Here is a 22,943-nt window from a genome sequence, read left to right as displayed (position 1 = left end):
GCGACGCAGCACGCCTCCGCGGGGCGAGGGTCACATCGAGGCGAGCAGGTCTTCCATGGTGGAGATCTCGGCCTGCTGGGTGTCGACGATCTGCTGCGCCATCGCGACAGCGTCCTCGTTCTTGCCCTCGTCCACCTCGATCTGGGCCATCTCGATGGCGCCCTGGTGGTGGACGATCATCTGCTCGAGGAACAGGCGGCCTGCCTCGGCGCCCTGCGCGCCCTGCAGGGCCTGCATGTCCTCTTCGCTCATCATCCCGTCCATGGACCCGTGGTCCATGGAGTCCATCGAGTCGGACTCCGGCAGCGGCGAGCCCCACTCCTCGAGCCAGGTCGTCAGCTGCTCGATCTCGGGTCCCTGGGCGTCCTTGATCTGGTTCGCCAGGTCGGTGATCTGAGGGTCGACACCCTCCTTGGCCAAGATGACGTCGGACATCTCGATCGCCTGCTCGTGGTGGGGAATCATCATCCGGGCGAACATCACATCCTGCTGGTTGAACCAGTCGCCCTCTGCCGGGCTCTCCTGCTCCCCGGCCTCGGCCGAGGAGGACATCGACGCCATGTCGTGCCCGGGCTCGTCGTCGTTCGAGCACGCCGCAAGACTTGCGGCGGTCACCAGCGCGATCGCTGGAACAAGCACACGCTTGAAGTTCATGGGAAAGGACCTCTCAAACTCAGCACTCAGAAACCACACGGGGCCCCGAAGCGGGGCGTGAAACGGTCGACTCGTGCGTCGACGGCGTGTGGTTCCTACGTTCGAGAGATCCCCAGGACATGAAGTGACGGTGCGGCGCCGGCGACAGTCGGAGTCCGCCCGGCCTCGACCAGGCGCGACCACACCGGAGCAAGCCGCGCCAGCAGGCTCGCTCCCGGGCGTGTGAAGGCCAGCAGTGCGACCAGCACCATCAGGCACATGGCCGACGCCATCTCGTGGCCCCCGCAGTCGGTGCACCCGCCCGGCGCGTCGTGCCCGTGCGCCCCGGCCTCCTGCGTCCCGACCTCGGGGGCGGGGGCATCGTGGTGGTCGGGGCTGGCCATGATCGCCGCCGCCGGGCCCACGTGGGCGTTGGCCGACCCGCTCATCGCGTGCATCGTCACCACGCCCAGCAGGAGCGCCGCGATCAGCAGGGCGCCCGAAAGCCCTCGCCGGCGACCGGCGAGCAGCGAACGGAACGTGGCCATGAGGTTCATGTCCCGGTCAGCCTAACCACTGCCCCCGCAGTTCTTCCAAGACCGGCTCTCGGCTCGGGCTCATCCGAGGGCGGAAAGCAGCTCTCGGCACGCCTGCTCGCACGCGCGGCACGAGCGTGCGCACACCGCGCAGTGCTCGTGCATCTGCGCGTGCTCCTCGCACTCGGCCCCGCACGCGGCACACGCCGCCACGCACGCCTGCAGCACTGCGCGCAGGACCTGCACGTCCGCTGCCGTCTGACGAGTCAGCACCGCCGCGGTCGTGGCGCACACGTCGGCGCAGTCGGCGTTCAGCCGGATGCACCGGCGCAGCTCGCCCACGTGCTCCTCGCTCAAGCACGCGTCGGCGCAGGCGGTACACGCCTGGGCGCACTCGACACACGCGTCGATGCAGGTCACCAGCTCCGTTATCGAAGCGGCCCCTTGGCCCGGGAACGTCTCGATCATCTCTCGCGTCACGCTCATGACGACCTCCTCGACCCACCGCGGCCGGCCTGCCCGACCCTGGACGGTGAGCATCGATCCACCGTACGAACGGTGCGCGTCACTCGCCCTTCGCGTCCTCGGTGTCTGTCGACGGCGGGGTACGGCGGGAAGGCGTGGTGCGGCCGCCCGTGCCCGGATCCGTCCACGACCTGACTCCGCACCGCCGCACGAGGGTGGCCGTGCGTCGGTCAAGGCCGCCGCAGGTCCGGCCGTAGGGCGGACACCTCGCGCGTCGCGCCGACCCCGGTGACCGCGACCAGGTCGCCGTCGAGCCGGAACTCGGTCATGACCCCTCCCCCGTCGAGGCGGCGGTGCTGCTCGACCGCGCCGGGCACCGGCACCCCGAGACCGGTGACCTGGATGCCATACAGGCTCAGGGAGAACCCGGCGTCGGGCACGTAGGGCCCCGGGTCCGGGGCGCCGACGAGGTCGCGCAGCACGACGCGCGCCACATGGGCTCCCTGCGCGACGGCCGCGTCCCAGTGGTCGGTCCGGTACGCACCACCGTGCCGATCCGTGTGGAGCGCGACCGCTCCCGCGGCGTAGCGGCCCGGGGCCGCGACGACGCCGAGCCGGTCGTCGACCGCGAGCCCGTCCGGCTGGGCCCCGGCCCACGCGGCGTCCGGGACGGTGCCGTGCGCCACGACGGCGAGGTCGGACTCCAGGCCCGTGCCGTCGTCGAGCCGTACCGTGACCGACTCGCGGTGCTCGGTCACCGACTCGACGTGGTGGCCGAAGAAGGTCGCGATGCGGTCCCCCTGCTGGTGTGCGACGGCGGCGGCGACCGCGGAGCCCAGGGCCCGGGCCAACGGCAGGCGCGATCGCGCGACCAGATGGACGCTCGCGCCGACGTCGGCGAGCCATGCCGCGGTCTCGGACCCGACGAACCCGGCACCGAGCACCGTGACCGTCCGCCCCGAGGGTTCCGGCCCGAGGAGCGCGCGCAGGTGGTCGGCGTCCTGAGGCGTGTGCAGGTGCACGACACGCGGCGCCCCGGCCGCGCCGACCCGCGCGGGCGGGCGGGCACCACGGTCGGCGGGGGCTGGGCGGGGCATCGCGCCCGTGGCCAGGACCAGTGCGCCGGCCTCGAGCTCGCGCCCGTCGTCGAGGACGAGGCCCGGCCGCGCCGGATGCAGACCGACCGCACGTCCGCGCACGACCTCGACGCCCTCGTGCGACGGCAGCGCCGCCTGCTCCGCGGTGAGCAGGCCCTGCACGATCGCCTTGCTCACGAGGGTGCGCAGGTAGGGCTGCCCGTCCTCACCGTGCACGAGCACCACACGCCCGTCGAACCCCTGCGCCCGCAGCGTCCTCGCCGCCGCGTTCCCGGCCGCCCCGCCACCCACGACCACCACGTCCGCCCGTTCTCCCACGTCCTTCACCGCTCCCTCTTGACCTGCATACCCCCTCTGGGTATATTCGCCACCCTAGTCATACCCCGTTGGGGTATCCAAGTCGAGGAGGAGTGCGATGAGCATCTTCGAGATCGAGTACCAGGTGACCGGCATGACGTGCGGCCACTGCGAGATGTCGGTGCGCGAGGAGGTCGGGCAGGTGCCCGGCGTGACCGCGATCGACGTCAGCGCCAGCACCGGTCGGCTCGTCGTGGCGGCCGACCAGCCCCTCGACGACGCCGCGGTCGTGGCCGCCGTCGACGAGGCCGGCTACCAGGCGGTGCGGGTGCCATGAGAGCCCCCGCCCGGATCGGGCTGTACGCCGCGGGGCTCGGTGTCGTGTTCGTCGCCTCCGCCGCGATCGCCGGGGCCGTCGCCCCGGACGACGCCGCGCCGGACCCCGCCGCCTCGCACCCCGCGGAGCAGCACGCCGCCCCGGTCGGCGTCCCCGAGCAGGAGAGCACGGAAGGAACGGACATGACGCGCGGGCTGTCCCTCGAGCAGGACGGGTACACGCTGGGCGAGGTCGAGGCCCCCGGGACGGTGGGCGAGGCCGGAGAGCTGGCCTTCACCGTCACGGATCCTGCGGGCGAGCCCGTCACGGAGTTCGACGTCTCGCACGAGGAGCGCCTGCATCTGATCGTCGTGCGCTCCGACGGCGCGCATTTCCGCCACGTCCACCCCGTGATGGACGCGGACGGGCGCTGGTCGCTGCCCTGGGCCTGGGACGCCGCCGGGACCTACCGCGTCTACGCGGACGCCGCGCCCAGCGCGGGCGGCGCCGTCACGCTGACCCGCACGGTCGACGTCGCGGGCGAGCTCGCCCCGGCCCGCGACACCGAGGTCTCCACCACGGCGACGGTCGACGGGTACGACGTCGCGCTTGACGGGCAGCTCCAGGCCGGGACGACGTCCCGGCTGACCGTGAAGGTCACGCGCGACGGAGCACCGGTCACCACGCTCGAGCCGTACCTCGGCGCCTACGGGCACCTCGTCGCGCTGCGCGACGGCGACCTCGCCTACCTGCACGTGCACCCCGAGGGCGCCGAGCCAGAGGCCGGGCAGGTCTCCGGCCCGACCGTGACGTTCGGCGTCGAGGCACCGACCCCGGGCCGCTACCTGCTCTACCTCGACTTCCAGGTAGAGGGCCAGGTGCGCACCGCGGCGTTCGTCGTCGAGGCGACGCCCGACGGCACCCCCGCCCCGGCTCCCGCCCCTGCGCCCGAGGACTCCCCCGGGGCCGGTCACGACCCGGCGACGCACGACCACTGATCACACCCGCACGCCCGGCAGTGCGCTGCCGGGCCGGAAGGAGGACCTCATGACGGCACCGGCCGCCCCGCCACCGGGGACGTTCGTCGAGCTCGAGATCGGCGGGATGACCTGCGCCTCGTGCGCCATGCGGATCGAGAAGAAGCTCAACCGGCTCGACGGCGTCACCGCCACCGTGAACTACGCGACGGAGAAGGCGAAGGTCACCGTCCCGGAGGGCGTCGACGCCGCCACGCTCATCGCCGAGGTCGAGAAGACCGGCTACACCGCCGCGCTCCCGCGCGTCGAGGACCCCGACGCCCCGGCGACGGCCGAGGCGGACGACACCGACCCCGAGCTCACCGCGCTGCGCCACCGTCTGATCGGTGCCGTGGTGCTCTCGGTGCCCGTCATCGCGATGGCGATGGTCCCCGCGCTGCAGTTCACGTACTGGCAGTGGGCCAGCCTCGCACTCGCCGCGCCCGTCGTGGTGTGGGCGGCCTGGCCGTTCCACCGCGCCGCGTGGACCAACCTGCGCCACGGCGCCGCGACGATGGACACCCTCATCTCGGTGGGGACCAGCGCCGCGTTCCTGTGGTCCCTGTACGCGCTGTTCCTCGGCACCGCGGGCGAGCCGGGCATGACCCACCCGTTCACGCTGTCCGTCGCGCCCACCGACGGCGCCGGGAACATCTACCTGGAGGTCGCGGCCGGCGTCACGACCTTCATCCTCGCCGGCCGCTACTTCGAGAAGCGGTCCAAGCGGCAGGCCGGCGCCGCCCTGCGGGCGCTGCTCGAGCTCGGCGCCAAGGACGTGGCCGTGCTGCGCGACGGCGCCGAGACCCGCATCCCGATCTCCGAGCTCGCCGTGGGCGATGAGTTCGTCGTGCGCCCCGGCGAGAAGATCGCCACCGACGGCACCATCGTCACCGGCACCTCCGCCGTCGACGCGTCCATGCTCACGGGCGAGTCCGTGCCCGTCGAGGTGGGCGAGGGCGACGCCGTCACGGGCGCGACCGTCAACGCGGGCGGGCGGCTGGTCGTGCGCGCGACGCGCGTCGGCGGCGACACCCAGCTCGCGCAGATGGCGCGGCTCGTCGAGGACGCCCAGTCCGGCAAGGCCCGCGTCCAGCGCCTCGCCGACCGCGTCTCCGCGATCTTCGTCCCGATCGCCATCGCGATCGCCATCGGCACTCTGGGCGCCTGGCTCGGCGCCGGCGCGCCAGCCTCCGCCGCGTTCACCGCCGCCGTCGCGGTGCTCATCATCGCGTGCCCGTGCGCGCTCGGCCTGGCCACCCCGACCGCGCTGCTGGTCGGCACGGGCAGGGGCGCGCAGATGGGCGTCCTCATCAAGGGCCCCGAGGTGCTGGAGTCCACGCGCGCCGTGGACACGGTCGTGCTCGACAAGACCGGCACCGTGACCACGGGCGTGATGACCCTGACCGACGTCGTCACCGGCACCGGGGTCGACCGCACCGAGCTCCTTCGCCTCGCGGGCGCGCTCGAGGACGCGTCCGAGCACCCCGTCGCCCGGGCGATCGCCCGCGGCGCTGCCCAGGAGGTCGGCACGCTGCCCGTGCCCGAGGACTTCACCAACGTCGAGGGCAAGGGCGTGCAGGGCGTCGTCGACGGGCACGCCGTGCTCGTCGGGCGCGAGTCGCTCCTGGCCGAGTGGGCACAGCACCTCCCCCACGACCTCGCCGATGCCAAGGCCCGCGCCGAGGAGCAGGGCCGCACGGCTGTCGTCGTCGGCTGGGACGGGCGCGCCCGCGGTGTGCTCGTCATCGCCGACGCCGTGAAGCCCACGAGCGCCCAGGCCATCGCCCAGCTCCGCGGGCTCGGCCTGACCCCGGTCCTGCTCACCGGCGACAACGCCACGGTCGCGCACCAGATCGCGGCCGAGGTCGGCATCGAGCAGGTGATCGCCGAGGTCATGCCCCGGGACAAGGTCGACGTCGTTGCCCGGCTGCAGGCCGAGGGCAAGGTCGTCGCGATGGTCGGTGACGGCGTCAACGACGCCGCTGCCCTGGCCCAGGCCGACCTCGGCCTGGCCATGGGCACCGGCACCGACGTCGCGATCGAGGCCGCTGACATCACCCTGGTTCGGGGCGACCTGCGCTCCGCGGCCGACGCGATCCGCCTGTCCCGACGCACCCTCGGCACGATCAAGGTGAACCTGTTCTGGGCGTTCGCCTACAACGTCGCCGCGATCCCGCTGGCCGCCCTGGGCCTGCTCAACCCCATGCTCGCCGGCGCGGCGATGGCGTTCTCCAGCGTCTTCGTCGTGGGCAACAGCCTGCGCCTGCGGTCGTTCACCAGCCGGGCAACCAGCCCGAACCCGTCCACCACCACGTCAACCGCGCCAGCCGGGCAGCTCGCCGGCGTCTGACCAGACCACCAGCTCCAACGATCTCCAGGAGGACCACCATGTGCCATCAGCACGACCACGACGACGCCCACCAGCACCAGCACCACCACGAGGCCCACAACGGTCACGGCGACAACGACCAGCACCACGGGACGCACCACGCCCACGCCGCACCCGCGGCCCCGAGCGGTACCTCGCAGGAGGCCGACCTCGCGGAGTGCCCGGTCATGCCCGGCAGCATGAGCGTCAAGGCCGACGCGGAAGCGGCCGGACTCGTCCGTGACTACGAGGGCCAGCGCTACTGGCTGTGCTGCTCCTCCTGCGGCCCGCTCTTCGACGCCAACCCCCAGCAGTACGCCCGCACCGCCTAGACCCCTGCCCGGTGCCGTTCTCGTGCACGATGTGCACAGCGCGGCACCGGGCACCAGCGGTCGACCGCACCATCACCGAGAGGACGACCATGACGGACACCCCCGAGCTCGCAACGCCACAGGACGCACCCCACGGGTACATCACCGACAAGGCCCGCTACCTCGCACGCCTCAAGCGCATCGAAGGACAAGTGCGCGGCCTGCACCGCATGGTCGACGAGGAGCAGTACTGCATCGACATCCTCACCCAGGTCAGCGCCCTGACCAGCGCCCTGCAAGGGGTCGCGCTCGGACTGCTGGACGACCACCTCAAGCACTGCGTCGTCGACGCCGCCAAGACCGACGGCGCCGACGCAGACATCAAGATCAAGGAAGCCTCCGACGCCATCGCCCGCCTCGTCCGCTCCTAGCGACCACCCACGGCCGATGCGCATCACCAGAACCGCTCGGGCAGCGCTCAGGTGTCCTCGACGTCGACCGCGCGGCGTACCGCCTCCCGCGCCGGCTCGCTGACGCGTCGAAGATCCTCCACACCCACCTCGTCAGTGCCGGAGAGAAGCTCGGCGAGCACCGGGGCAAACTCGAGCATCTGCGGCGAAGGACTCGAACGCGCGTCAGCGAAGAGTTCACCGTGCGGCCGGGCCTGAACCAGCGCGAACGCGAGCGCGATATCGAGCGTCGTCACCTGCGGAGCACCTCGGAACCGAGTGATTTCGGTACCGACCACGACCAGCGCCCGAGCTTCCTCGGACATCCGCATCTGCTACCCCCGGTCACCGTCGATCAGGCGAACAACCGAGACGCGCTCGCCCCGCTCCTACGGTCCACCCTCCCTCGCTCCAACGCCGCACGACCGCCGGACACGCCATGTTCAGTGAAGGTAGCCGTCCCACTTGGGTTCGTAGCGGCACCCGACCTCGAGCGCGCCCGGCGTGGGTATCTGCTCGACGACGCGCGCGAGGGCGACGTCGTACGGCATCGCCCTCGCGCCGGCCATGGTTCAGCCTGGCACGTTGCACGGGACAGTGACCGCCTGGGGCGGCGGCCGCGCCGGGCTATCGTCGACGTGGCTCAGCGCGCCTTTCGGCGTGGGGCCGGGCCACCGATCTTGCGGATACGACGGACGTTCTGCGGCCCTCCGTGTCCCTCCGTATTGCCTATGGAGCTTGGTATAGGGCTGTCGTCCGGGAGCCCGAGTGCTGCACGGTACTGACTGTCCCTGATCTGCTGCTTCGTCTGCCGTCGCGGTCGCGCTGGTGGGTTGCCGCGTGGAACTCCGGGAGGCGTTGTTCCGGCGGAGGCAGGCGGTTTCTGTAGGCCCGTCCCACGGCAGGACGCGCAGCGATTGACCCGCTCCTTCTCAAGCCAGCCGCGACCGACGCACGTTCCGCACAACAGCGTGAGGCCCTTGGCCTTCGACGTTTTCTTCTTGCGGGCCGCCACGATGCCCTCCTCTGTCCTCAGACCGTCACTAGAGCATGGCAGTCAGCTACCCACACCAGTTGGCGGACGGTGTATTTCACCCGCAGGCGCGCGCCGCCTGTTCAGTCGACGGGTCCGATTGAGTGGGCACGACGATCTACTCTGCGATCGTGACCGAAACCCTCCTCCGCTCGCTGCGTGAACGCTTGCTCGATGAGTCCGAGCCGCTCGCCGGGCTGCTCCGCAAGTGCCTGCTGCTCGGCGCGGAGACCGGATCGACCGCACTCCGAGATTGGGCGCGCAAGGAACTCAACGGATACGGCGAGGATGACGAGGTCCCCGAGTACCGCAAGGTCGGGACGGTTCTCTCGGTGGACTCCATGAACGCGCACGCCTTGACGAGGGGACAGATCGTCGACCGCATCCACATGCCGTCGGAGTGCTGGGACTACGTACACGACTCGCTCGCGTTGAAGCAGCCCATCGAAGAGTTGGAGCAACTAGCGGCCCGCGAACAGGTGTCGTTCACCAATCCAAGACTGGCGTACGCGCAGGCTGTCTGGGACAGGTCGCTCGGCGAGTTCCAGAGCATCGTGAGCCTGTCGTACGTGACGAGTGGTTCCGCTTTGACGGGAATCCTCGGGCAGATCCGGACTCAGCTCGTCGACCTCGTCGCTGACCTCACTGCCGACACGCCGCTGACCGCGCTGCCCCGCAAGGAGCAGGTCGACGCCGCCGTCCAGCACCGGCTCGGTCAGGGCGGCGACGTGTACAACACGACGATCCATCAGGCGGACGGACCGCTCGCGATCGGAGCTAAGGCGAAGGCCAGCACGGAAGGTCTTACCGTCGAGGACGCCATGAAGCTCCTGGATCGGGTCCAGCAGATGGCCGGCGAGGTAGAGGCAGGCCAGCGCTCCGAACTGATGGACGCAGTCGCGGAACTTCGGGGCGCTATCGAGCAGGGCTCGCCCGACACGGGCGACGTCGTCAAGAAGGTCGGGCGGCTCCGCAGGCTTGCCGACCGCATCGGCGTTCCCTCCGTATCCGCGGCGATCGGCGGCGCCTCTCAAGCACTCACTGAACTGGCCGTAAACGGTGCATTCAACTGACGTAGAACGCCCTCCGGGATCCAACTACCTCGCGCGGCAGGCACGGCAACGTCGGCGGCCGTCCGACGGGTAAACGACCGTGTTCTCCGGCGTGTACTCGTGCCCGCGCGGGCAGTGCGTCTTGGCCCGCTGGTGCGCGCCGCCACCGATGCCGACCGTGCTCCCGGTGCGGTACCACCGGTCATAGTGCATCTTGCACAGCCTCCTCCCGTGCGCGGGCCGGTCACACCCGTCGACCGAGCACGGCCCCGGCAGGTGCTCCCGGATCGGCGCCGTCGCGGCGAACCGTTCGCGCACGCGCGCGGCCATGTCCTCGTCGAGCAGCCACCGGCGGTCGACCGGGCGCGGGAACGTCACACGCAGCCACGCGTACACCGCGGCTCGCGAGACCCCGACCTCGGTCGCGAGCTCCGTCGGTGTCCATAGCGACTTCATGACGACGTTCCGACCTGCTGGGCGCCACGGCCGCGGCGCGGCGTGCCCGTGCGATCGAGGCTCCGCCGCACCGCAGTCTGCGTGCGCCCCGTCAGCTCCCCCACCTCGCGCAGCGACCGGCCGGCCGCGTACTGCTCGGCCACGAACCGGTCGAACCTGTCCCGCTGGAACAGGTTGTACCCGTTCTTGAGGTCGCCGCGGAACTGCGGCAGCACCTCGAGCACGGGACGCGACGGGTACGGCACGATGCGACCGTAGCCGAGGACCCGCGCGTACGTCGCCGTGGCGCACACCGGGTATCGGATACCCTCGTCGCACCGGTAATCGGCGATGTACGGGTGTTGGCCGCGATGGTCACCGAGAGGGACGGCCAGGTGCCTGAACCTCAGCTCGTGCACCGAAGTGCGCCGGGTACCCCCGACGCGGCATCCCCACTCCTAGGTGGGTGGGGGCTCTCAGCAGGGTTGTAGCTGAGTTGGAGTCGTCGCTCTCCCGCAGGAGCAACCCGCAACGGGCCTGCGGGAGAGTCAGGGCCGGCCCGCCCTTGTGATCACACGTCCTTCCGCACACGACCGCTCACCCGCAGGCCGTGCGCGCGCAAGGTCCGGGCGAACGGGCGCAGTCCACGCCTGGCGGCCCTCGTGCTGTCCGGAATGGAGAAGGTGTGCTTCCGCTTGTGGCGGTCCACCAGGCGAAGTACCTCACGGGTCCTGGTCTTGACCTGCCACCCCTGTGCTTCCGCCGCGCGGCAGATGTAGTCGATCTCATCTTCGAGACGCTTCGCATCACCGGCGGGGTTTGCGAACGTGAGTGAGCTGCCGGCACCGCCGCGCGCAGCCTTCTCCGCCGACTTCCGCTGCCTGGCGCTCTGGCCAGCCACTCGCTGCGTCGTCGCCGGAGGCGTGGCCTCGGTAGCTTGGCGTGGCCCAAGCTTCTTGATCTGCTCCACGGCGTCGAGTAGCCCGCCGGTCAGGGAGGCTCTGACGTTGCTGTCCTCGCGCACCGCGTACGGCGAGAGCAGCGTGAATCCACCGAGGTCCGACGGCAGCTTGACCCCCTCCTTGGGGGGCAGGATGAAGACCCGTTCGGTCCCGATCACTCCCATGAAGAGGCCCAGCTCAAAGACGACGTTGTCTCGCGGTGCCTTACCGACGACGTGCCGAGACTCGACCATGTCGTCTGCCGACAACACCAGGACGGCAAAGTCGGACTTGTTCGCCTCTTCGACGAGCGACTGCAAGGTCGTCTGAGAGGCACCGAAGGTCCCCTGGTCCCACACCGTGGACTCGATGTTTGCCTCGTGCTCGCGGTCCAGAACGACCTGGAAGTGTCGGGCAACAGTGAGCGCCTCGGACGACGACCCGATGAAGACGTGCAACTTACTCAACCTGAGCACCTCCGGGGCGCGACTATGCAGACTTCTCCGGCGCCCCGTCCGACGCCGCACCGCCGTGCTGGTGAGGGAGAGCGCCCCTTCTGGCCGAGCCAGCCTATGTCCCGATCGCGTCCATGTGCCGGTAGAGCGTGTCGCGCGAGACGCCGAGCGCGCGCGCGACGGCGGCTCGGGACTGCCCGCCGGCTAGCGCGACACGCGCGGCCGCTACACGGTCGGGTGTCATGACGCTCGGGCGGCCGCCGACACGGCCGCGGGCGCGGGCGGCCGCCAGGCCGTCGAGGGTGCGTTCGCGGGCGAGGTCGGCCTCCATCTGCGCGACGGCGGCGAGGACATGCACCATGAGCCGCCCGGTCGCGCTCGAGGTGTCGATCGTCTCCGTGAGCGACCGGAGCGTGACGCCGCGCTCGTCGAGGTCGCGCACCAGACGCGCGACGTGCGCGGCGGACCGGCCAAGCCGGTCGAGCTTGGTCACGACGAGCGTGTCCCCCTCCCGCAGCCCGGCGAGGAGCCGGCCGAGCTCGGGCCGGTCCTCGCGGCGCCCTGAGGCCTTCTCCACGACGACGTCGCGCTCGTCGACGCCGCCGGCGCCGGTAAGCGCGTCGATCTGGGCGTCGAGGTTCTGCGCCGTCGTGGAGACCCGGGCGTACCCGTAGGTGTGCGTCATGCGGTGACCGTAGCGAAAACCCCGGGGTCGCGTTCTGCGACACCGGGGGTTTTCGGACACTAGTTCTGCGACATATTTGTGGCCTTGGCCGTTATGTGGCGGGGTTCTGTCGCCGCTTCGTGAGTTCCCTGATGATCGGGCGAATCGTCCCGTGGGTCGATCCCCAACTGACACAGCCTCGTTCGCACGCTTAGCGACTCCGGGCTGCGTAAAACCACTTCAGTCCTCGCTGTATAGTTCAGCGCATGCTGACCATTGCTTCTCGCCTGGACGTGATGAACCGGTTGGGCCGCGCGCTGGCCGACCCGACCAGGTCCCGGATCATCCTGACGCTGCTCGACCGGCCGGCCTACCCGGCAGAGCTGGCCCGCGATCTGGACCTCACACGCTCCAACGTGTCCAATCATCTGGCGTGCCTGCGCGACTGCGGCATCGTTGCTGCCGAACCCGAGGGCCGCAAGACGCGCTACGAGATCGCCGATCCCCACCTGACGCAGGCGCTGACCGCCCTGGTTGACGTCACCCTCGCGGTTGACGAGAACGCCCCGTGCATCGATCCTGCCTGCTCGGTGCACGGATGCGACGCAGCAGAGGCGGGCGCGTGATCCTGGCTGCGGTCCTGCAGGCAATCGGCCTGTTCATCGCGACCAACATCGACGACATCATCGTGCTCTCCTTGTTCTTCGCCCGCGGCGCGGGCCAACGCGGGACGACCACCCGCATCTTGGTCGGCCAGTACGTGGGGTTCGCCTGCATCCTCGGTGCCGCTGTGCTGGTGACTATCGGAGCCGGAGCATTCCTGCCCTCAGCAGCTATCCCGTACTTCGGGCTCATCCCCCTGGCCCTCGGTCTCTGGGCTGCATGGCAAGCCTGGCGCGGAGACGATGACGACGATGACGCCAAGGTCACGGGCACGAAGGTCAGCGCGTGGACCGTCGCAGGAGTCACCTTCGCCAACGGCGGAGACAACATCGGCGTCTATGTCCCCGTCTTCCTCAGCGTGGAACCCATCGCAGTGGTCGCCTACTGCCTCGTCTTCCTCGCGCTCGTCGCGGTCCTGGTCGTAGTCGCCAAGTTCGTTGCCACCCGGCCGCCGATCGCTGAAGTCCTCGAGCGCTGGGAACACATCCTGTTCCCCATCGTCCTGATCGGCCTCGGCATCGTCATCCTCGTCAGCGGAGGAGCGTTCGGTCTCTGACGGAGCCAAAGCGAACGAGAGAGGTCGCCAGGCTCGACGCTCCGGTATAGGGATCCCTGTGCGGGTTCATGCTGCGCAGCAGGAGAGTTTGGTGATGTCGGTGGTGAAGGTTTGGGCGGTGAGTTTGAGGCCTTCGGCCATGGTCAGGTAGGGGCTCCAGAGGTTGGCGACCTGGTCGGTGGTCATGCCGGCCTCGAGGATGTAGACGCCGGCGGCGGCGAGGTCACCGGCGTCCTGGGCGAGGGCGGTGATGCCGATGATGCGGCCGGTGTCGGCGTCGGTGACGATCTTGATGAGCCCGCGGGTGTCACGGTTGACGATGGCGCGCGGGACGTGCGCCAGGGGCAGGATGCGGCTGTCGCAGCGGATCCCGGCAGTGCGGGCCTGCTGGTCGGTCATTCCGACGGAGGCCAGGGCGGGGCTGGTGAACACGACCCGGGGCAGGTGGCGGTAGTCGACCTCCCGGCCGGCTCCGGTGAGGGCGTTGTCGGCGACCAGGGCGCCGTGGGCCGCGGCGACGTACACGAACTGCGGGTGGGCGGTGACGTCACCCGCGGCCCAGATCCGCGGGTTCGTGGTGCGCAGGTGGCTGTCGATGATGACCTCGCCGCGCTTGCCGGCGCGCACGCCGATGGTGTCGAGGCCGAGCGTGCCGGTGACCGGGCGGCGGCCGGTGGCAACGAGGAGCTCGGCCGCGCGGAGCTCGTGTGAGCCGTCGGCGGTGGTGGCGGTGACCGTGACCTCGCCGGTGGCCGGGTCGCGGCGCACCGCGGTGGGCACCGCGCCGCGGATGATCTCGATGCCTTCGTCGGCGAGGATTTCTTCCAGGGCGGTGGCGGCCTCGGGTTCCTCGTGGGAGGCCAGCCGTGAGCGGACGAGCATGGTGACCTGGGCACCGAGGCGGGAGAAGAGCTGGGCCTGCTCCATGGCGACGTAGCCGCCGCCGATGACCAGCAGCGACTCCGGGACGTGGTCCAGCTCCATCGCGGTCGTCGAGGTCAGATAACCGGCCTCCTGCAGGCCGGGGACCGGCGGCGCCCAGGGCGTGGAGCCGGTAGCGATGAGGTGGTGCGCGGCCCGGACGGTTTCCGCCGTGCCGTCCGGGCCGGTCACGCGGAGTGCCGGCTCAGTCGGTGTGCCGACGAAGGTGGCCTCGCCGGGGTGGAGGGCCCACCCGTACTCGGCGGCCAGGGCCGCGTACTTCTCGCTGCGCAGCGATCCGACGAGCTTGTCCTTGCCGGCGACCATGGCGGGCATGTCGACCGGTGGGGCGTCGGGGAGTGGCAGACCGGGGAACCGGGCGGCGTCGAGTGTGACGTGGCGGGCCTCGGCGGCCGCGAGCAGGGCTTTGGAGGGCACACACCCGGTGTTCACGCAGGTACCGCCGATGGTGCCGCGCTCGATCATCACCACCCGCTTGCCCAGGGTGGTGGCGCGGATCGCGGCCGCGAACGCCGCCCCACCGGACCCGATCACTGCCAGGTCATACGACCTGCCCTTGTCCGTTGCCGTCATAAGTCCTCCCTTGTTGCCGCGCCTCAGGACCAGGATCGACCTTCCAGTGCACTGGAAGGTCAAGGCAGAATGAGTGGCATGCGGATCGGTGAGGTGGCTCAGGCGTCGGGCACGACAGCTAAGACCCTGCGGTACTACGAGGACGTCGGACTCCTCCCCGACCCCGACCGCAGCCCGGCGGGGTACCGGGACTACGGCCCCGAGGTGCTCGACCGGCTGCACTTCATCCGCCGGGGCCAAGCCGCCGGGCTGACCCTGGCCCAGATCGGCCAGGTGCTGGCCATCCGAGACCGGGGCCAGGCCCCCTGCCAGCACGTCACCGACCTGCTCGACACCCGCCTCGCGGTCATCGACCGGCAGCTCGCCGAGCTCGCGCAGCTACGCACCACGATCGCCATCCTGCGCGAGCACGCCACCACCGGCGACCCGGCCACATGCTCCCCCGAGGACGTCTGCCGCTACCTGTGACCCGCGAAGGTCACCGGCCCGTGGCACCATCGCGACATGGCCGATGACACCCAGCAACGATGCTCGTGCTGCGGCCGCCAGCGGCCACGAAGGTCGCTCCACGCACTCGGGAGCGAACCGGCCTACATCTGCCGAAGGTGCGCGCTCTGGGTCGCCCTTCGCATCGCTCGCGACTGAACGACTCCGCCCGCAACGCGGGCACGCCGCCGGCCGCCGGCGAACATCGTCGGATGGTGCGCGAAGGAACCAAAGGGCGCGAATGACGACCAATCATCACGCCGCCAGCGCGATCGCGGGCGCCCGTTGCCGCACTCCTCATCCGACGGTCTGAGCTCCACCGCCTGGCAGCGGTCCGAAGCCTGGAGAGGGCATCGGAGCCGGACGGGACCCCCTAACGCTCAGTGGTCCGCCCTCGCAGCGGTTGCGGTCGGTCCAGTTGTCCGTCCCGTAGGAGGAACCCGTTGCGGAGGCGGTGCAGGTCATCGGCGGAAACCCACGCCCGAATGTTCGCAAGACCGCCCGAGAAGGGTTGTCCGGTGACGGTGCGTCATATGGGACGGCCTGTCGTCCCGTAAACGAACGATTCCGCTACAGCGATGACGAGGGTGCGTTGCCCTGTCCAGGATTGTGGCTTGCGCCATGTCAGGCGTGCGGCGGGAACGGCGCCTCGAAGGGAGTGACGCTTCTCGGTGCACCAGTAGTCGGTCTGCTCGCGTTCAGGTGGGATCGGTGCACCGAACGGTATCGGCCAGAACCGACAACGCCGCCCCTCCGCGAGGGCGGAGGGGCGGCGTTGTCGGGCCGGTTCAGCGGGCGAGCTCGTGAGCCCGCTCGCGCGTCTGGCTGGAGCGGCGGGTCAGGGCTCGGGGTGAGTTCCGACGGCTGGACTCGCGCAGTGTCGCGTTCGCCGAACGGGGGAAGCTCGGGGACGACTCACGTCGTGCGGCGGCCGCCGCGGCGGGGACCTGCCGTAGCTCGGCGTCCGTCGTTCGCGCGTACGCCGGCACGGTCGCCTTCTGCGGACCGAGGTTCGCCGCGCGCCCGGCCTCGTGCTCGGCTGAGTCGTGCAGCCGGTCGTGCTCGGCCAGGTGCTCGCGCGCGTCGGCGTGAGCGTCGTCCGCGCGCTCTTCGTCGGCCGTGGCCGTGGGATCGCCCTGGCCGTGCTTCTCCTCCGCCCGGTCCTCGAGGTTGTCTGCCTCGCGCAGGTCCTCGCGGGCTTCCTCGTCCTGTCGGTGCGCGGCCTCCGCGTCGTCGATCGCGTGCAGGAGGGCGTTGCGCCGGTCTGCCTCGCTGTCCGGGTGGGCGGACCGGACCTTGGTGAGGTCGATCCCGAACCGGGCTTGGAGGCCTTGCTGCGCCTGGTTCAGGGAGTGTCGAGCGCCCTCGTCGCGCTCGGTGCGCGCCGCGGCGTACGTGACGACGTCTGCGAGCTCGTCGCGAGATCCCTCCTTCCAGAACTTCCCGGTCGTGGCGTGGCGGTAGACGTTCTGCGCCTGCGCCTGGTCCACGGCTCCGTCCAGAGCCACCCTGCGCGCGTCCTGGTCCTGCGGGTGGGCGCGGTGGATGGCGTCCAGGTCGACGCCGTAGCGGTTGCGCAGCTGCTCTCCGATGACCAGGTGCGTCTCACGACCGCGGGCGTCATGCGGCGCCACGGCCGCCGCGTACGCCTCGACCTCGGCGACCTGCGCCGGCGTCGCGCGGTCCCAGAAGTCTGGGCGGCGCACGCGGTCGTAGACCAGCGACGTCTGCTCGCGCGCCTCGCTCGCGACGCGCGCGAGCTCGCGCTGCTCGGTCATCGACCGGCCGGCCTGCTGCCGCGCCGCGCGCTCCCGGATCTGGCCCACGGCCATGAGCGTGGACCGCACGAAGCGGTCGAGCTCCTGGCCGATCTCGTCCTCGTTGCTCATCGTCATCCCTCCCCTGTCGGTTCCTCGGTCACTGCTCGGCTGGGTGGTCGGCCGACCGGAAGAGCCCCGCCGGCGGGGTCTCGCTCGGCCACCGGTCGGGCAACTGGCGGTCCTCGACCTCGCTCAACCGCCAGAACGGCCCGTCGGGGGCCGTGAGCTCGCGCATCTCGGGGCCGAAGTAGTCCCGGAAGAACACGGTCATGCCGGTCATGCCTTCGTTGCGCAGGAACTCCCACGACTGCCACAGCGCTTCTAGCCTGGCCACGACCTCGGTGTACTCCCACCAGCGCGGGTCCCACCGAAACGCCTTCGGGCTGCGCTTGTAGTGCGGCAGCAACCACTCCTGCACCCACTCCGCGACGTTCGGGTAGAACGTCGTCGGCGCCGCATCCTCGTCGTCCAGGTCGACCGTGACCTCGTCGTCGAACTCGCTCATGCCACCCCGGTCCTCTCTCGCTCGTCGTGGCCCACCTGGGCGCGGGCCTTCTCGTAGTGCGCAAAGCTCGCGCTGACCTTGTCGGCGTACGGCCGGGCGCTGAAGTGGTCCAGTCGCAGCAGCGCTGCCGGGGTGCCCGAGGCCATGAGGACCGCCCGACCGCGCGGGAGGGCGGTCAGGTCCGACACGTCGAAGATCCGTTGCCGCTGCACCGACGTGGAGACCGTGCGGCCGCCCTTGTGCTGAGACGTCGAGCGCTTGAGCACGTCGTGATCCCCGACGAGGTTGGAGACGAAGGGCAAGAACTTGTCCTCCGAGAGCCCGGACCCGACGACGCGCACGTTCGCCGCGCTCCACAGCTTCTGCATCCCCGTCTCGCCGAACGCCTCGACGCCCTGCGACCAGGACTGGAAGAACGCGCTCACGACGATCCCGCGCGAGCCGTAGTGGGAGTACACGTCGGGCAGCTCTCGCCAGCGGCACACGTTGGCGACCTCGTCGAGGACCGCGGTGAGCGGAGGTGTCAGGCGGCCGCCACGGGAGCGCGAGCCCGCCTTCTCGGCCGCGGTGAGGATCGCCATCGTCAGCGCCGCGGTGATCGCGCGCGCCGATCCGCCACCCTCCTTGGAGACCAGGTAGACGGTGTCGGAGGACGCCAGGAACGACGCGGGGTCGAAGTGCGGGCGACGCCGACCCGGGTCGGTGACCCACTCGGCAATCTTCCGGTTGCCGAGGACGCCGATCCACGGCCGGATCGTGCCGTAGACGCCGTCGCGCTGCTTGTCCGTGAGCTTCTGCGTCTTCTCCAGCGCCACGGCCTGCCCCTGCTCCCCGTGCTGCTTGAGCAACGTCGCGGGGTTGTCGCTGCGGGTCGCGTCCGGGTCGTTGGCCCACTCGAACACGGCGGTGATCGGACGTCCGGCGAGCGCGGCCGCCAGGAACAGCCGTGACAAGAGCTCCTTGCCCGCGGACTCGAAGTAGGCGTCCTGCTTCGCCCCTGCCGACGTCGCCGAGGAGATGAACACGTCCGCCAGCTTCTCGGCCGTCTCGAGGTCCTCGACGAACGACAGCGGGTTCCACCACCACGACGACGGTTCGCCGATGATCCCCTGGACGTCGTGCACCCACGTGACACCGAGCTCGCTGCGCGGCCCACGGGTCGCGTCGACGATGTCCGGCTTGTTCGACGTCGCGACGACGGGCCCCTGCGTCTCGAGGATCTGCGGGATGCACACGCACGAGGTCTTGCCGGCACGCGGGCCCATGAGCCAGATCTGCACCCACTCCCAGGACGCATAGAGCCGCTGGCGGGAGGGCAGGTGCGTGCCCAGGGTGACCCCGGCGCCGGCGCCGGCGGCGCCGAGCCGGAGGCTGTCCTTCGCAGCCGCCTTCTCCGCGAGTTCGTCGACGTCGCGCCCGCTCGCCAGGTAGCGAGCCTTTTCGTCCACGCGCGAGCGGCCGCGAGCGTTGCGCCATGCCGCCACGCCGACGAGCCCACCGACGACGGCGAGGAGCCCCAAGACGCCGAACGTCACGGCCCCTTGCGCCCCGGTGAAAGGAATCTGCCCTGTCACGACCTGGCCAACGACGACGACCGGGTTCGTCCCACTCTCGACGGCGGGGTTGGTCTGCGCCCCCGCCCAGATCGCGGCGGCGACGACGACGAGCGTCGCCAGGACCCCGAGCAGGACCAGGTAGCCGAGCTCGTTGGCGCCCGGCTCCGCGCGGCGGTTGCGCTGGCGCGCCATCAGACACGCACCTCCTCGTCGTCCTCGAGCACGACCCCAGCGCGCAGCGCGCGCTCCATGGCCGCTTCCCACGCGCGGTTGGTGTTGTTCACGTCCAGCTCCGCGGGAACCATCCGCATGATGAACGGGACGCCGGCCTTCTTGCCGGTCTTGAGCAGGAACTTTCCGCGCCCGGGAGGCGCCGCGGCCTGCGAGGTCTCGGGGTTGACGCTGCCCTCGGTCGACCAGTCGGTGATCATCGACCGCTCGCGCCCGGAGAGCGCGAACACCTCGGCGAGGTTGCCCATCTCCTTCTCGGCGAGGCCGCCGAGGAACACCATCGCGGACCGCTCGACGAATCCCCACGCGATGTCGGTCAGGTGCGCGCTGGCGAGCTTGAGGTCGTTCATGGTGTGCGTGATCATCGCCTGCCCGATCGCCCGGTTTCGGTTGAGCCGGGTGAGCGCGTCCAGGAAGTAGACCATCGAGTCGCTGGCGCGCAGCATCCGCCACAGCTCGTCCATGACCAGGAAGTAGTGACGCTGCGGGCGCAGGCCCGCGGCCGCCAGGTGCTTGTCTGCCGAGACCATCGCGGACCCGACCGACCAGCACACGGACTGCACCGCGGCCTGCAGCTGCAGGTCGGCGTCGTCGATACCGGACAGGTCGTAGACCATCGGACGCCCGAGCTCGATGTACTCCGACGTCGGGGTGGCGAACACGTCCCCGAACGGCCCCGACTGCCCCAGCGCGAGAAGCGCGTCCAGGAGATCCTGCACGCGCTCGTCGTAGTGGGCGAGGTCGCCCCGACTGCTGGCCACCCGAACGAGGCGGGGGTGGTGGGCGCGCACCAGGTTCGTCAGGTCGTCGATGACGGGCACGCCCTGGTGCTCCTCGTCGAGGACTCGCAGCCCCTCGGACACCAACGACTGCTCGTAGTCGCGAAGACGCGACCCGCGGACCAGGTCCAGCAGGCCCAGCACCGTCGTGCGGCGCCGCGCACGCATCTCCTCCAGCGCCTTGCGCCGCGCCTCGTCGTCGGCAATCTGCTCGAGCTCACGCACGACCGGACCGAGGTCGAGCGGGTTGATCGACCCCACCCCCGGCCCGAGCGCGATGACCTGTCCGTCCAGCGCGCGGATCAGGTCCACGTAGTCAGGCTTCGTGTCCGACAGGACCATCGGGACGATGCCCCACGACTGCAGGATCGTCACCATGCGACGGATCAGCGAGGACTTGCCCAGACCCGGCCGCCCGAGCACGAAGCACGACGGGTTCAGCACGAGGTTCGCCAGGAACCAGTGAATCGGGTCCGCGCAGACCGTCGAGCCGTTCAGGAGGTTCGGCCCCAGCGGTACGCCGCGCACCGGGTTGCCGGACCCCGCGATGAAGGGCCACAGCCCGCACACCTGCACCGTGGTGCCCTGCCACTCCGGGGCCGGCTCGATGTACCGCTCGCGCCCCGCACCGGGTCCGGCCCAACCGCGGCGCCCCGCACGCTCCGCCGCGGCCGCGCGCCCGGCGGCCGCGGAGTCGAGGAGACGGCCCAGCGGACCGCGCCGGGGCGTGCGCCGCGCGCGGTTGAGCGAGCGCCGGGTGCGAGCTGCCAGCTGCCGCTGCTCGCGACGGCTCAGCGTCAGCTGGACCGGCTGGTCGATGGCCTGGTTCTTCGTCGTCATCACAGGTACTCCCTCAGCTGGCTCGGGATGATCGAGTGTTCGGGCAGGACCACGCCGAGGGGCAGCGCTGCCTGGAAGGCGACGGCCTGGTTGCCCAGCGCGGGGCGCAGGCGCAGACGTGCCTGGTTGCCGAGGGAGGGGATCACCTTCTCCAGGCGCGGCAGGTCGTCCGATCGAGCACACGTCACGGTGACGATCAGCCCGAACCTGACGAGCCCGGCTCCCTGTGCCTCCTCCTGCGCTGCCTTCTTGGCGAAGTCCAGCCGCTGCTGCTGGCGGGCCGAGGCCCGCTGCTTGGACGAGGCCCCGAACGTCGCGTTGTTGATGTCCGACTCGACGACGTCGGTCGCCTCCCCGGCCGGGATCGGCCGGTAGAGGATCGTCACCCGCTTGCGGAGCACGCCGGGCGTCGGCTCAACGAGCCGGCGCAGGGAGTTGGAGAAGAACATCCCGTTGGGGCCGCGGTACATCTGCCACGACTTCGACACTGCGCGGTCGTGGTAGTAGACCTCGAGCTCGCCGTCGTTGTGCCACGTCGGTCCCGCCTCTGCCCACGACAGGCCGGTTCCGCCGTCCGCCCGCGCCTGTTCGATCTGGGCGGCGACGGTCGGGTCGTAGGCGGTGCGGGTGAAGTCGATGATGTCCTGCGCGGTGCACGCGCGGACCGACGTGCCCGCCCCGGTCTCCCACAGCGATGAAAGCAGCACCGGCAGTCGGTTGCCGATCTCTTCCGCCATCGCCGACAGACCACGGTCGACGGTCTTGCCTTCGACGCTCTTCCCCGAGAACGTCAGGGCGAGCCGGGTGACGATCGTGGGCGAGCCGGTCGCGAGCTCTCCCACGAGCTCGTTCGCGACGTTCACCGCGAACGGGTGGGCAACGTCCTTCGCGATGTTGCCGTTGACCATCCTCGTCAGACGCACGCCGGAGTCCGGCGCCGTCTCCACGGTCACGCTGGCTCCGACGATCCCCTCGTCGACGCCCAGCTGCGCGAGCCACGCACCCCAGTGCGCCACCTGCGAGTCGATGGTGCTCTGGTCCACCAGAGCATCACCGTCGGGGTACGCCTCGAAGACGACGGTGTAGTGCCGCGCAGCACGCAGGCGGATCAGTCCGAACCGGTTGCCGAACGCGTCCTGGTGCTCGCTCAGCGAGCTCGGTGCCATGAGGCCGGGGAGCGTGAACGAACCGTCGCGCACCTTGCCCGCCGGACCAGCGACGTACAGGCTCTCACCGCGACGTACCTTGGCCCGGTTGGCGCGCACGAGGGCCCGGCGGGCATAGAACGTCCGGCCCTGCTTCTTCAAGCCGACCAGCAACACGACCGTCACGATTCCCACAGCCACGACACCGACAGCCGCGAAGAACATCCCTCGGGCCACCATGAGGACCACCACGAGAACGAAGGGGATTCCCAGGAGCATCACGCCCATCGGCAGACCGAAGATGCCGGTCCGCCTGGGCTCGATGAGGTTGCCGTAGGTGTTCGGAACTACCGTCGTGTTGCTCATCGCTGCTCCCCTGTCGTGTCATCGATCGCGCTCGGCCCGTGAGCGCTGGCGTTTGCCAGGTCCCCGAGCACCTGGGCGCCTACCTGCGCCCTCGACGGGCCGCTCGTGCTGCCTGCGCTGGCCGTGCTGCCGGCCGTGGTCGCGGACGACCCGGCGCCGGCCTGTGTCGAGGACGATCCCGCGCCCGACGGCGTCGTGCTCGTCCCGGCGGCCGCCCCACTTGGGCCACCGCTTCCCGCCCCGGTCGGGTTCTCGCTGGACCCGCTGCCGGACGGACCCGTACCCGCCGGGCCGGAGCCAGAGCCGCCGCCACCGGTCGGCCCGCCCGACGCACCTCCGCCGGCCGCGCCGCCGGACGCGGACCCGCCTCCGCTCGCGCCGGCACCGGCACCGGCACCGGCGCCGGCACCGGC

General features: G+C 70.7%; 25 protein-coding genes. 9 read left to right on the top strand and 16 right to left on the bottom strand.

Annotated features, from left to right (window positions below; genetic code table 11):
* Window positions 1–30: 30 nt before the first annotated feature.
* The 4 genes from CCE02nite_RS16565 to CCE02nite_RS16550 all read right to left on the bottom strand — a co-directional run bounded on the left by CCE02nite_RS16565 (window position 31) and on the right by CCE02nite_RS16550 (window position 3,058).
* Window positions 31–654 carry a DUF305 domain-containing protein gene (locus CCE02nite_RS16565; RefSeq protein WP_141390724.1) on the bottom strand — a complete coding sequence of 208 codons (624 nt, stop codon included), beginning with the start codon at window positions 652–654 and terminating at the stop codon, window positions 31–33.
* A gap of 95 nt (window positions 655–749) precedes the next feature.
* On the bottom strand, window positions 750–1,190 hold the full coding sequence (locus CCE02nite_RS16560; RefSeq protein WP_141390723.1) for a DUF6153 family protein: 441 nt from the start codon (window positions 1,188–1,190) through the stop codon (window positions 750–752).
* Window positions 1,191–1,250: 60 nt separating this feature from the next.
* Window positions 1,251–1,655 carry a four-helix bundle copper-binding protein gene (locus CCE02nite_RS16555; protein WP_141390765.1) on the bottom strand — a complete coding sequence of 135 codons (405 nt, stop codon included), beginning with the start codon at window positions 1,653–1,655 and terminating at the stop codon, window positions 1,251–1,253.
* Between the two features lie 209 nt (window positions 1,656–1,864).
* The gene (locus tag CCE02nite_RS16550) at window positions 1,865–3,058 is read right to left on the bottom strand and encodes an FAD-dependent oxidoreductase (protein WP_141390722.1); all 1,194 of its coding nucleotides are present in this window, start codon (window positions 3,056–3,058) and stop codon (window positions 1,865–1,867) included.
* An 88-nt stretch (window positions 3,059–3,146) separates the two neighbouring features.
* Between CCE02nite_RS16550 and CCE02nite_RS16545 the strand changes: the two genes are divergently transcribed.
* From CCE02nite_RS16545 to CCE02nite_RS16525, 5 genes are all read left to right on the top strand, one after another.
* The gene (locus CCE02nite_RS16545; RefSeq protein ID WP_141390721.1) at window positions 3,147–3,365 is read left to right on the top strand and encodes a heavy-metal-associated domain-containing protein; all 219 of its coding nucleotides are present in this window, start codon (window positions 3,147–3,149) and stop codon (window positions 3,363–3,365) included.
* Entirely contained in the window at window positions 3,362–4,342 is a 981-nt protein-coding gene (locus CCE02nite_RS16540) for a DUF8832 domain-containing protein (RefSeq protein ID WP_141390720.1), read from the top strand. Before CCE02nite_RS16545 ends, CCE02nite_RS16540 begins: the two co-directional genes overlap by 4 nt.
* A gap of 49 nt (window positions 4,343–4,391) precedes the next feature.
* Entirely contained in the window at window positions 4,392–6,710 is a 2,319-nt protein-coding gene (locus CCE02nite_RS16535) for a heavy metal translocating P-type ATPase (protein ID WP_141390719.1), read from the top strand.
* Between the two features lie 38 nt (window positions 6,711–6,748).
* Complete coding sequence (locus CCE02nite_RS16530; RefSeq protein WP_141390718.1) at window positions 6,749–7,060, top strand: hypothetical protein; 312 nt, start codon at window positions 6,749–6,751, stop codon at window positions 7,058–7,060.
* Window positions 7,061–7,149: 89 nt separating this feature from the next.
* Window positions 7,150–7,470: a metal-sensitive transcriptional regulator gene (locus CCE02nite_RS16525; protein WP_141390717.1), complete on the top strand. Its 321-nt coding sequence runs from the start codon at window positions 7,150–7,152 to the stop codon at window positions 7,468–7,470.
* Window positions 7,471–7,517: 47 nt separating this feature from the next.
* Here the strand turns inward: CCE02nite_RS16525 and CCE02nite_RS16520 are convergent, their stop codons facing one another.
* Together CCE02nite_RS16520 and CCE02nite_RS21085 are read right to left on the bottom strand one after the other, a co-directional pair.
* Entirely contained in the window at window positions 7,518–7,745 is a 228-nt protein-coding gene (locus CCE02nite_RS16520; protein WP_170227351.1) for a hypothetical protein, read from the bottom strand.
* A 186-nt stretch (window positions 7,746–7,931) separates the two neighbouring features.
* Window positions 7,932–8,057 (bottom strand): hypothetical protein, encoded by a 126-nt coding sequence (locus CCE02nite_RS21085; RefSeq protein WP_255318922.1) that lies wholly within the window; start codon window positions 8,055–8,057, stop codon window positions 7,932–7,934.
* A 595-nt stretch (window positions 8,058–8,652) separates the two neighbouring features.
* Between CCE02nite_RS21085 and CCE02nite_RS16510 the strand changes: the two genes are divergently transcribed.
* On the top strand, window positions 8,653–9,594 hold the full coding sequence (locus CCE02nite_RS16510; RefSeq protein ID WP_141390715.1) for an AbiTii domain-containing protein: 942 nt from the start codon (window positions 8,653–8,655) through the stop codon (window positions 9,592–9,594).
* Between the two features lie 24 nt (window positions 9,595–9,618).
* On the opposite strand, the gene CCE02nite_RS16505 is transcribed toward CCE02nite_RS16510, so the two are convergent.
* The 4 genes from CCE02nite_RS16505 to CCE02nite_RS16490 form a co-directional block, all read right to left on the bottom strand.
* Window positions 9,619–10,029, bottom strand: coding sequence for a hypothetical protein (locus CCE02nite_RS16505; protein ID WP_141390714.1), 411 nt, complete (start codon window positions 10,027–10,029; stop codon window positions 9,619–9,621).
* On the bottom strand, window positions 10,026–10,274 hold the full coding sequence (locus tag CCE02nite_RS16500) for a helix-turn-helix domain-containing protein (protein WP_141390713.1): 249 nt from the start codon (window positions 10,272–10,274) through the stop codon (window positions 10,026–10,028). The genes CCE02nite_RS16505 and CCE02nite_RS16500 overlap by 4 nt, the downstream gene beginning before the upstream one ends.
* Window positions 10,275–10,579: 305 nt before the next feature.
* Window positions 10,580–11,407, bottom strand: a complete 828-nt coding sequence (locus CCE02nite_RS16495; protein ID WP_170227350.1) for a nucleotide-binding protein — start codon at window positions 11,405–11,407, stop codon at window positions 10,580–10,582.
* Between the two features lie 112 nt (window positions 11,408–11,519).
* Complete coding sequence (locus CCE02nite_RS16490) at window positions 11,520–12,089, bottom strand: recombinase family protein (RefSeq protein ID WP_141390711.1); 570 nt, start codon at window positions 12,087–12,089, stop codon at window positions 11,520–11,522.
* A gap of 245 nt (window positions 12,090–12,334) precedes the next feature.
* Between CCE02nite_RS16490 and cmtR the strand changes: the two genes are divergently transcribed.
* Together cmtR and CCE02nite_RS16480 are read left to right on the top strand one after the other, a co-directional pair.
* On the top strand, window positions 12,335–12,694 hold the full coding sequence (cmtR, locus tag CCE02nite_RS16485) for a Cd(II)/Pb(II)-sensing metalloregulatory transcriptional regulator CmtR (RefSeq protein WP_028708027.1): 360 nt from the start codon (window positions 12,335–12,337) through the stop codon (window positions 12,692–12,694).
* Window positions 12,691–13,287 (top strand): cadmium resistance transporter, encoded by a 597-nt coding sequence (locus tag CCE02nite_RS16480; RefSeq protein WP_030153505.1) that lies wholly within the window; start codon window positions 12,691–12,693, stop codon window positions 13,285–13,287. The genes cmtR and CCE02nite_RS16480 overlap by 4 nt, the downstream gene beginning before the upstream one ends.
* Window positions 13,288–13,353: 66 nt before the next feature.
* Here the strand turns inward: CCE02nite_RS16480 and merA are convergent, their stop codons facing one another.
* Window positions 13,354–14,802, bottom strand: coding sequence for a mercury(II) reductase (gene merA, locus CCE02nite_RS16475; RefSeq protein WP_141390710.1), 1,449 nt, complete (start codon window positions 14,800–14,802; stop codon window positions 13,354–13,356).
* Window positions 14,803–14,880: 78 nt separating this feature from the next.
* On the opposite strand from merA, the gene CCE02nite_RS16470 reads away from it, so the two are divergent.
* Window positions 14,881–15,270, top strand: a complete 390-nt coding sequence (locus CCE02nite_RS16470) for a heavy metal-responsive transcriptional regulator (protein WP_028708020.1) — start codon at window positions 14,881–14,883, stop codon at window positions 15,268–15,270.
* Between the two features lie 806 nt (window positions 15,271–16,076).
* On the opposite strand, the gene CCE02nite_RS16465 is transcribed toward CCE02nite_RS16470, so the two are convergent.
* The 5 genes from CCE02nite_RS16465 to CCE02nite_RS16445 are packed head-to-tail and all read right to left on the bottom strand — an operon-like array spanning window position 16,077 to window position 22,530.
* On the bottom strand, window positions 16,077–17,177 hold the full coding sequence (locus tag CCE02nite_RS16465; protein ID WP_141390709.1) for a hypothetical protein: 1,101 nt from the start codon (window positions 17,175–17,177) through the stop codon (window positions 16,077–16,079).
* A 28-nt stretch (window positions 17,178–17,205) separates the two neighbouring features.
* Entirely contained in the window at window positions 17,206–17,613 is a 408-nt protein-coding gene (locus tag CCE02nite_RS16460; protein WP_141390708.1) for a DUF4913 domain-containing protein, read from the bottom strand.
* A complete protein-coding gene (locus CCE02nite_RS16455; RefSeq protein ID WP_141390707.1) occupies window positions 17,610–19,361 on the bottom strand; it encodes a type IV secretory system conjugative DNA transfer family protein in 1,752 nt (583 codons plus the stop codon). Before CCE02nite_RS16455 ends, CCE02nite_RS16460 begins: the two co-directional genes overlap by 4 nt.
* The gene (locus CCE02nite_RS16450) at window positions 19,361–21,019 is read right to left on the bottom strand and encodes a putative type IV secretion/conjugal transfer ATPase (RefSeq protein WP_141390706.1); all 1,659 of its coding nucleotides are present in this window, start codon (window positions 21,017–21,019) and stop codon (window positions 19,361–19,363) included. The genes CCE02nite_RS16455 and CCE02nite_RS16450 overlap by 1 nt, the downstream gene beginning before the upstream one ends.
* Complete coding sequence (locus tag CCE02nite_RS16445) at window positions 21,019–22,530, bottom strand: SCO6880 family protein (protein ID WP_141390705.1); 1,512 nt, start codon at window positions 22,528–22,530, stop codon at window positions 21,019–21,021. Before CCE02nite_RS16445 ends, CCE02nite_RS16450 begins: the two co-directional genes overlap by 1 nt.
* Between the last annotated feature and the right edge of the window lie 413 nt (window positions 22,531–22,943).

The sequence above is a fragment of the Cellulosimicrobium cellulans genome (assembly GCF_006539945.1).
Taxonomy (GTDB): Bacteria; Actinomycetota; Actinomycetes; order Actinomycetales; family Cellulomonadaceae; genus Cellulosimicrobium; species Cellulosimicrobium cellulans.
This window is presented reverse-complemented; position numbering and strand designations above follow the sequence as displayed.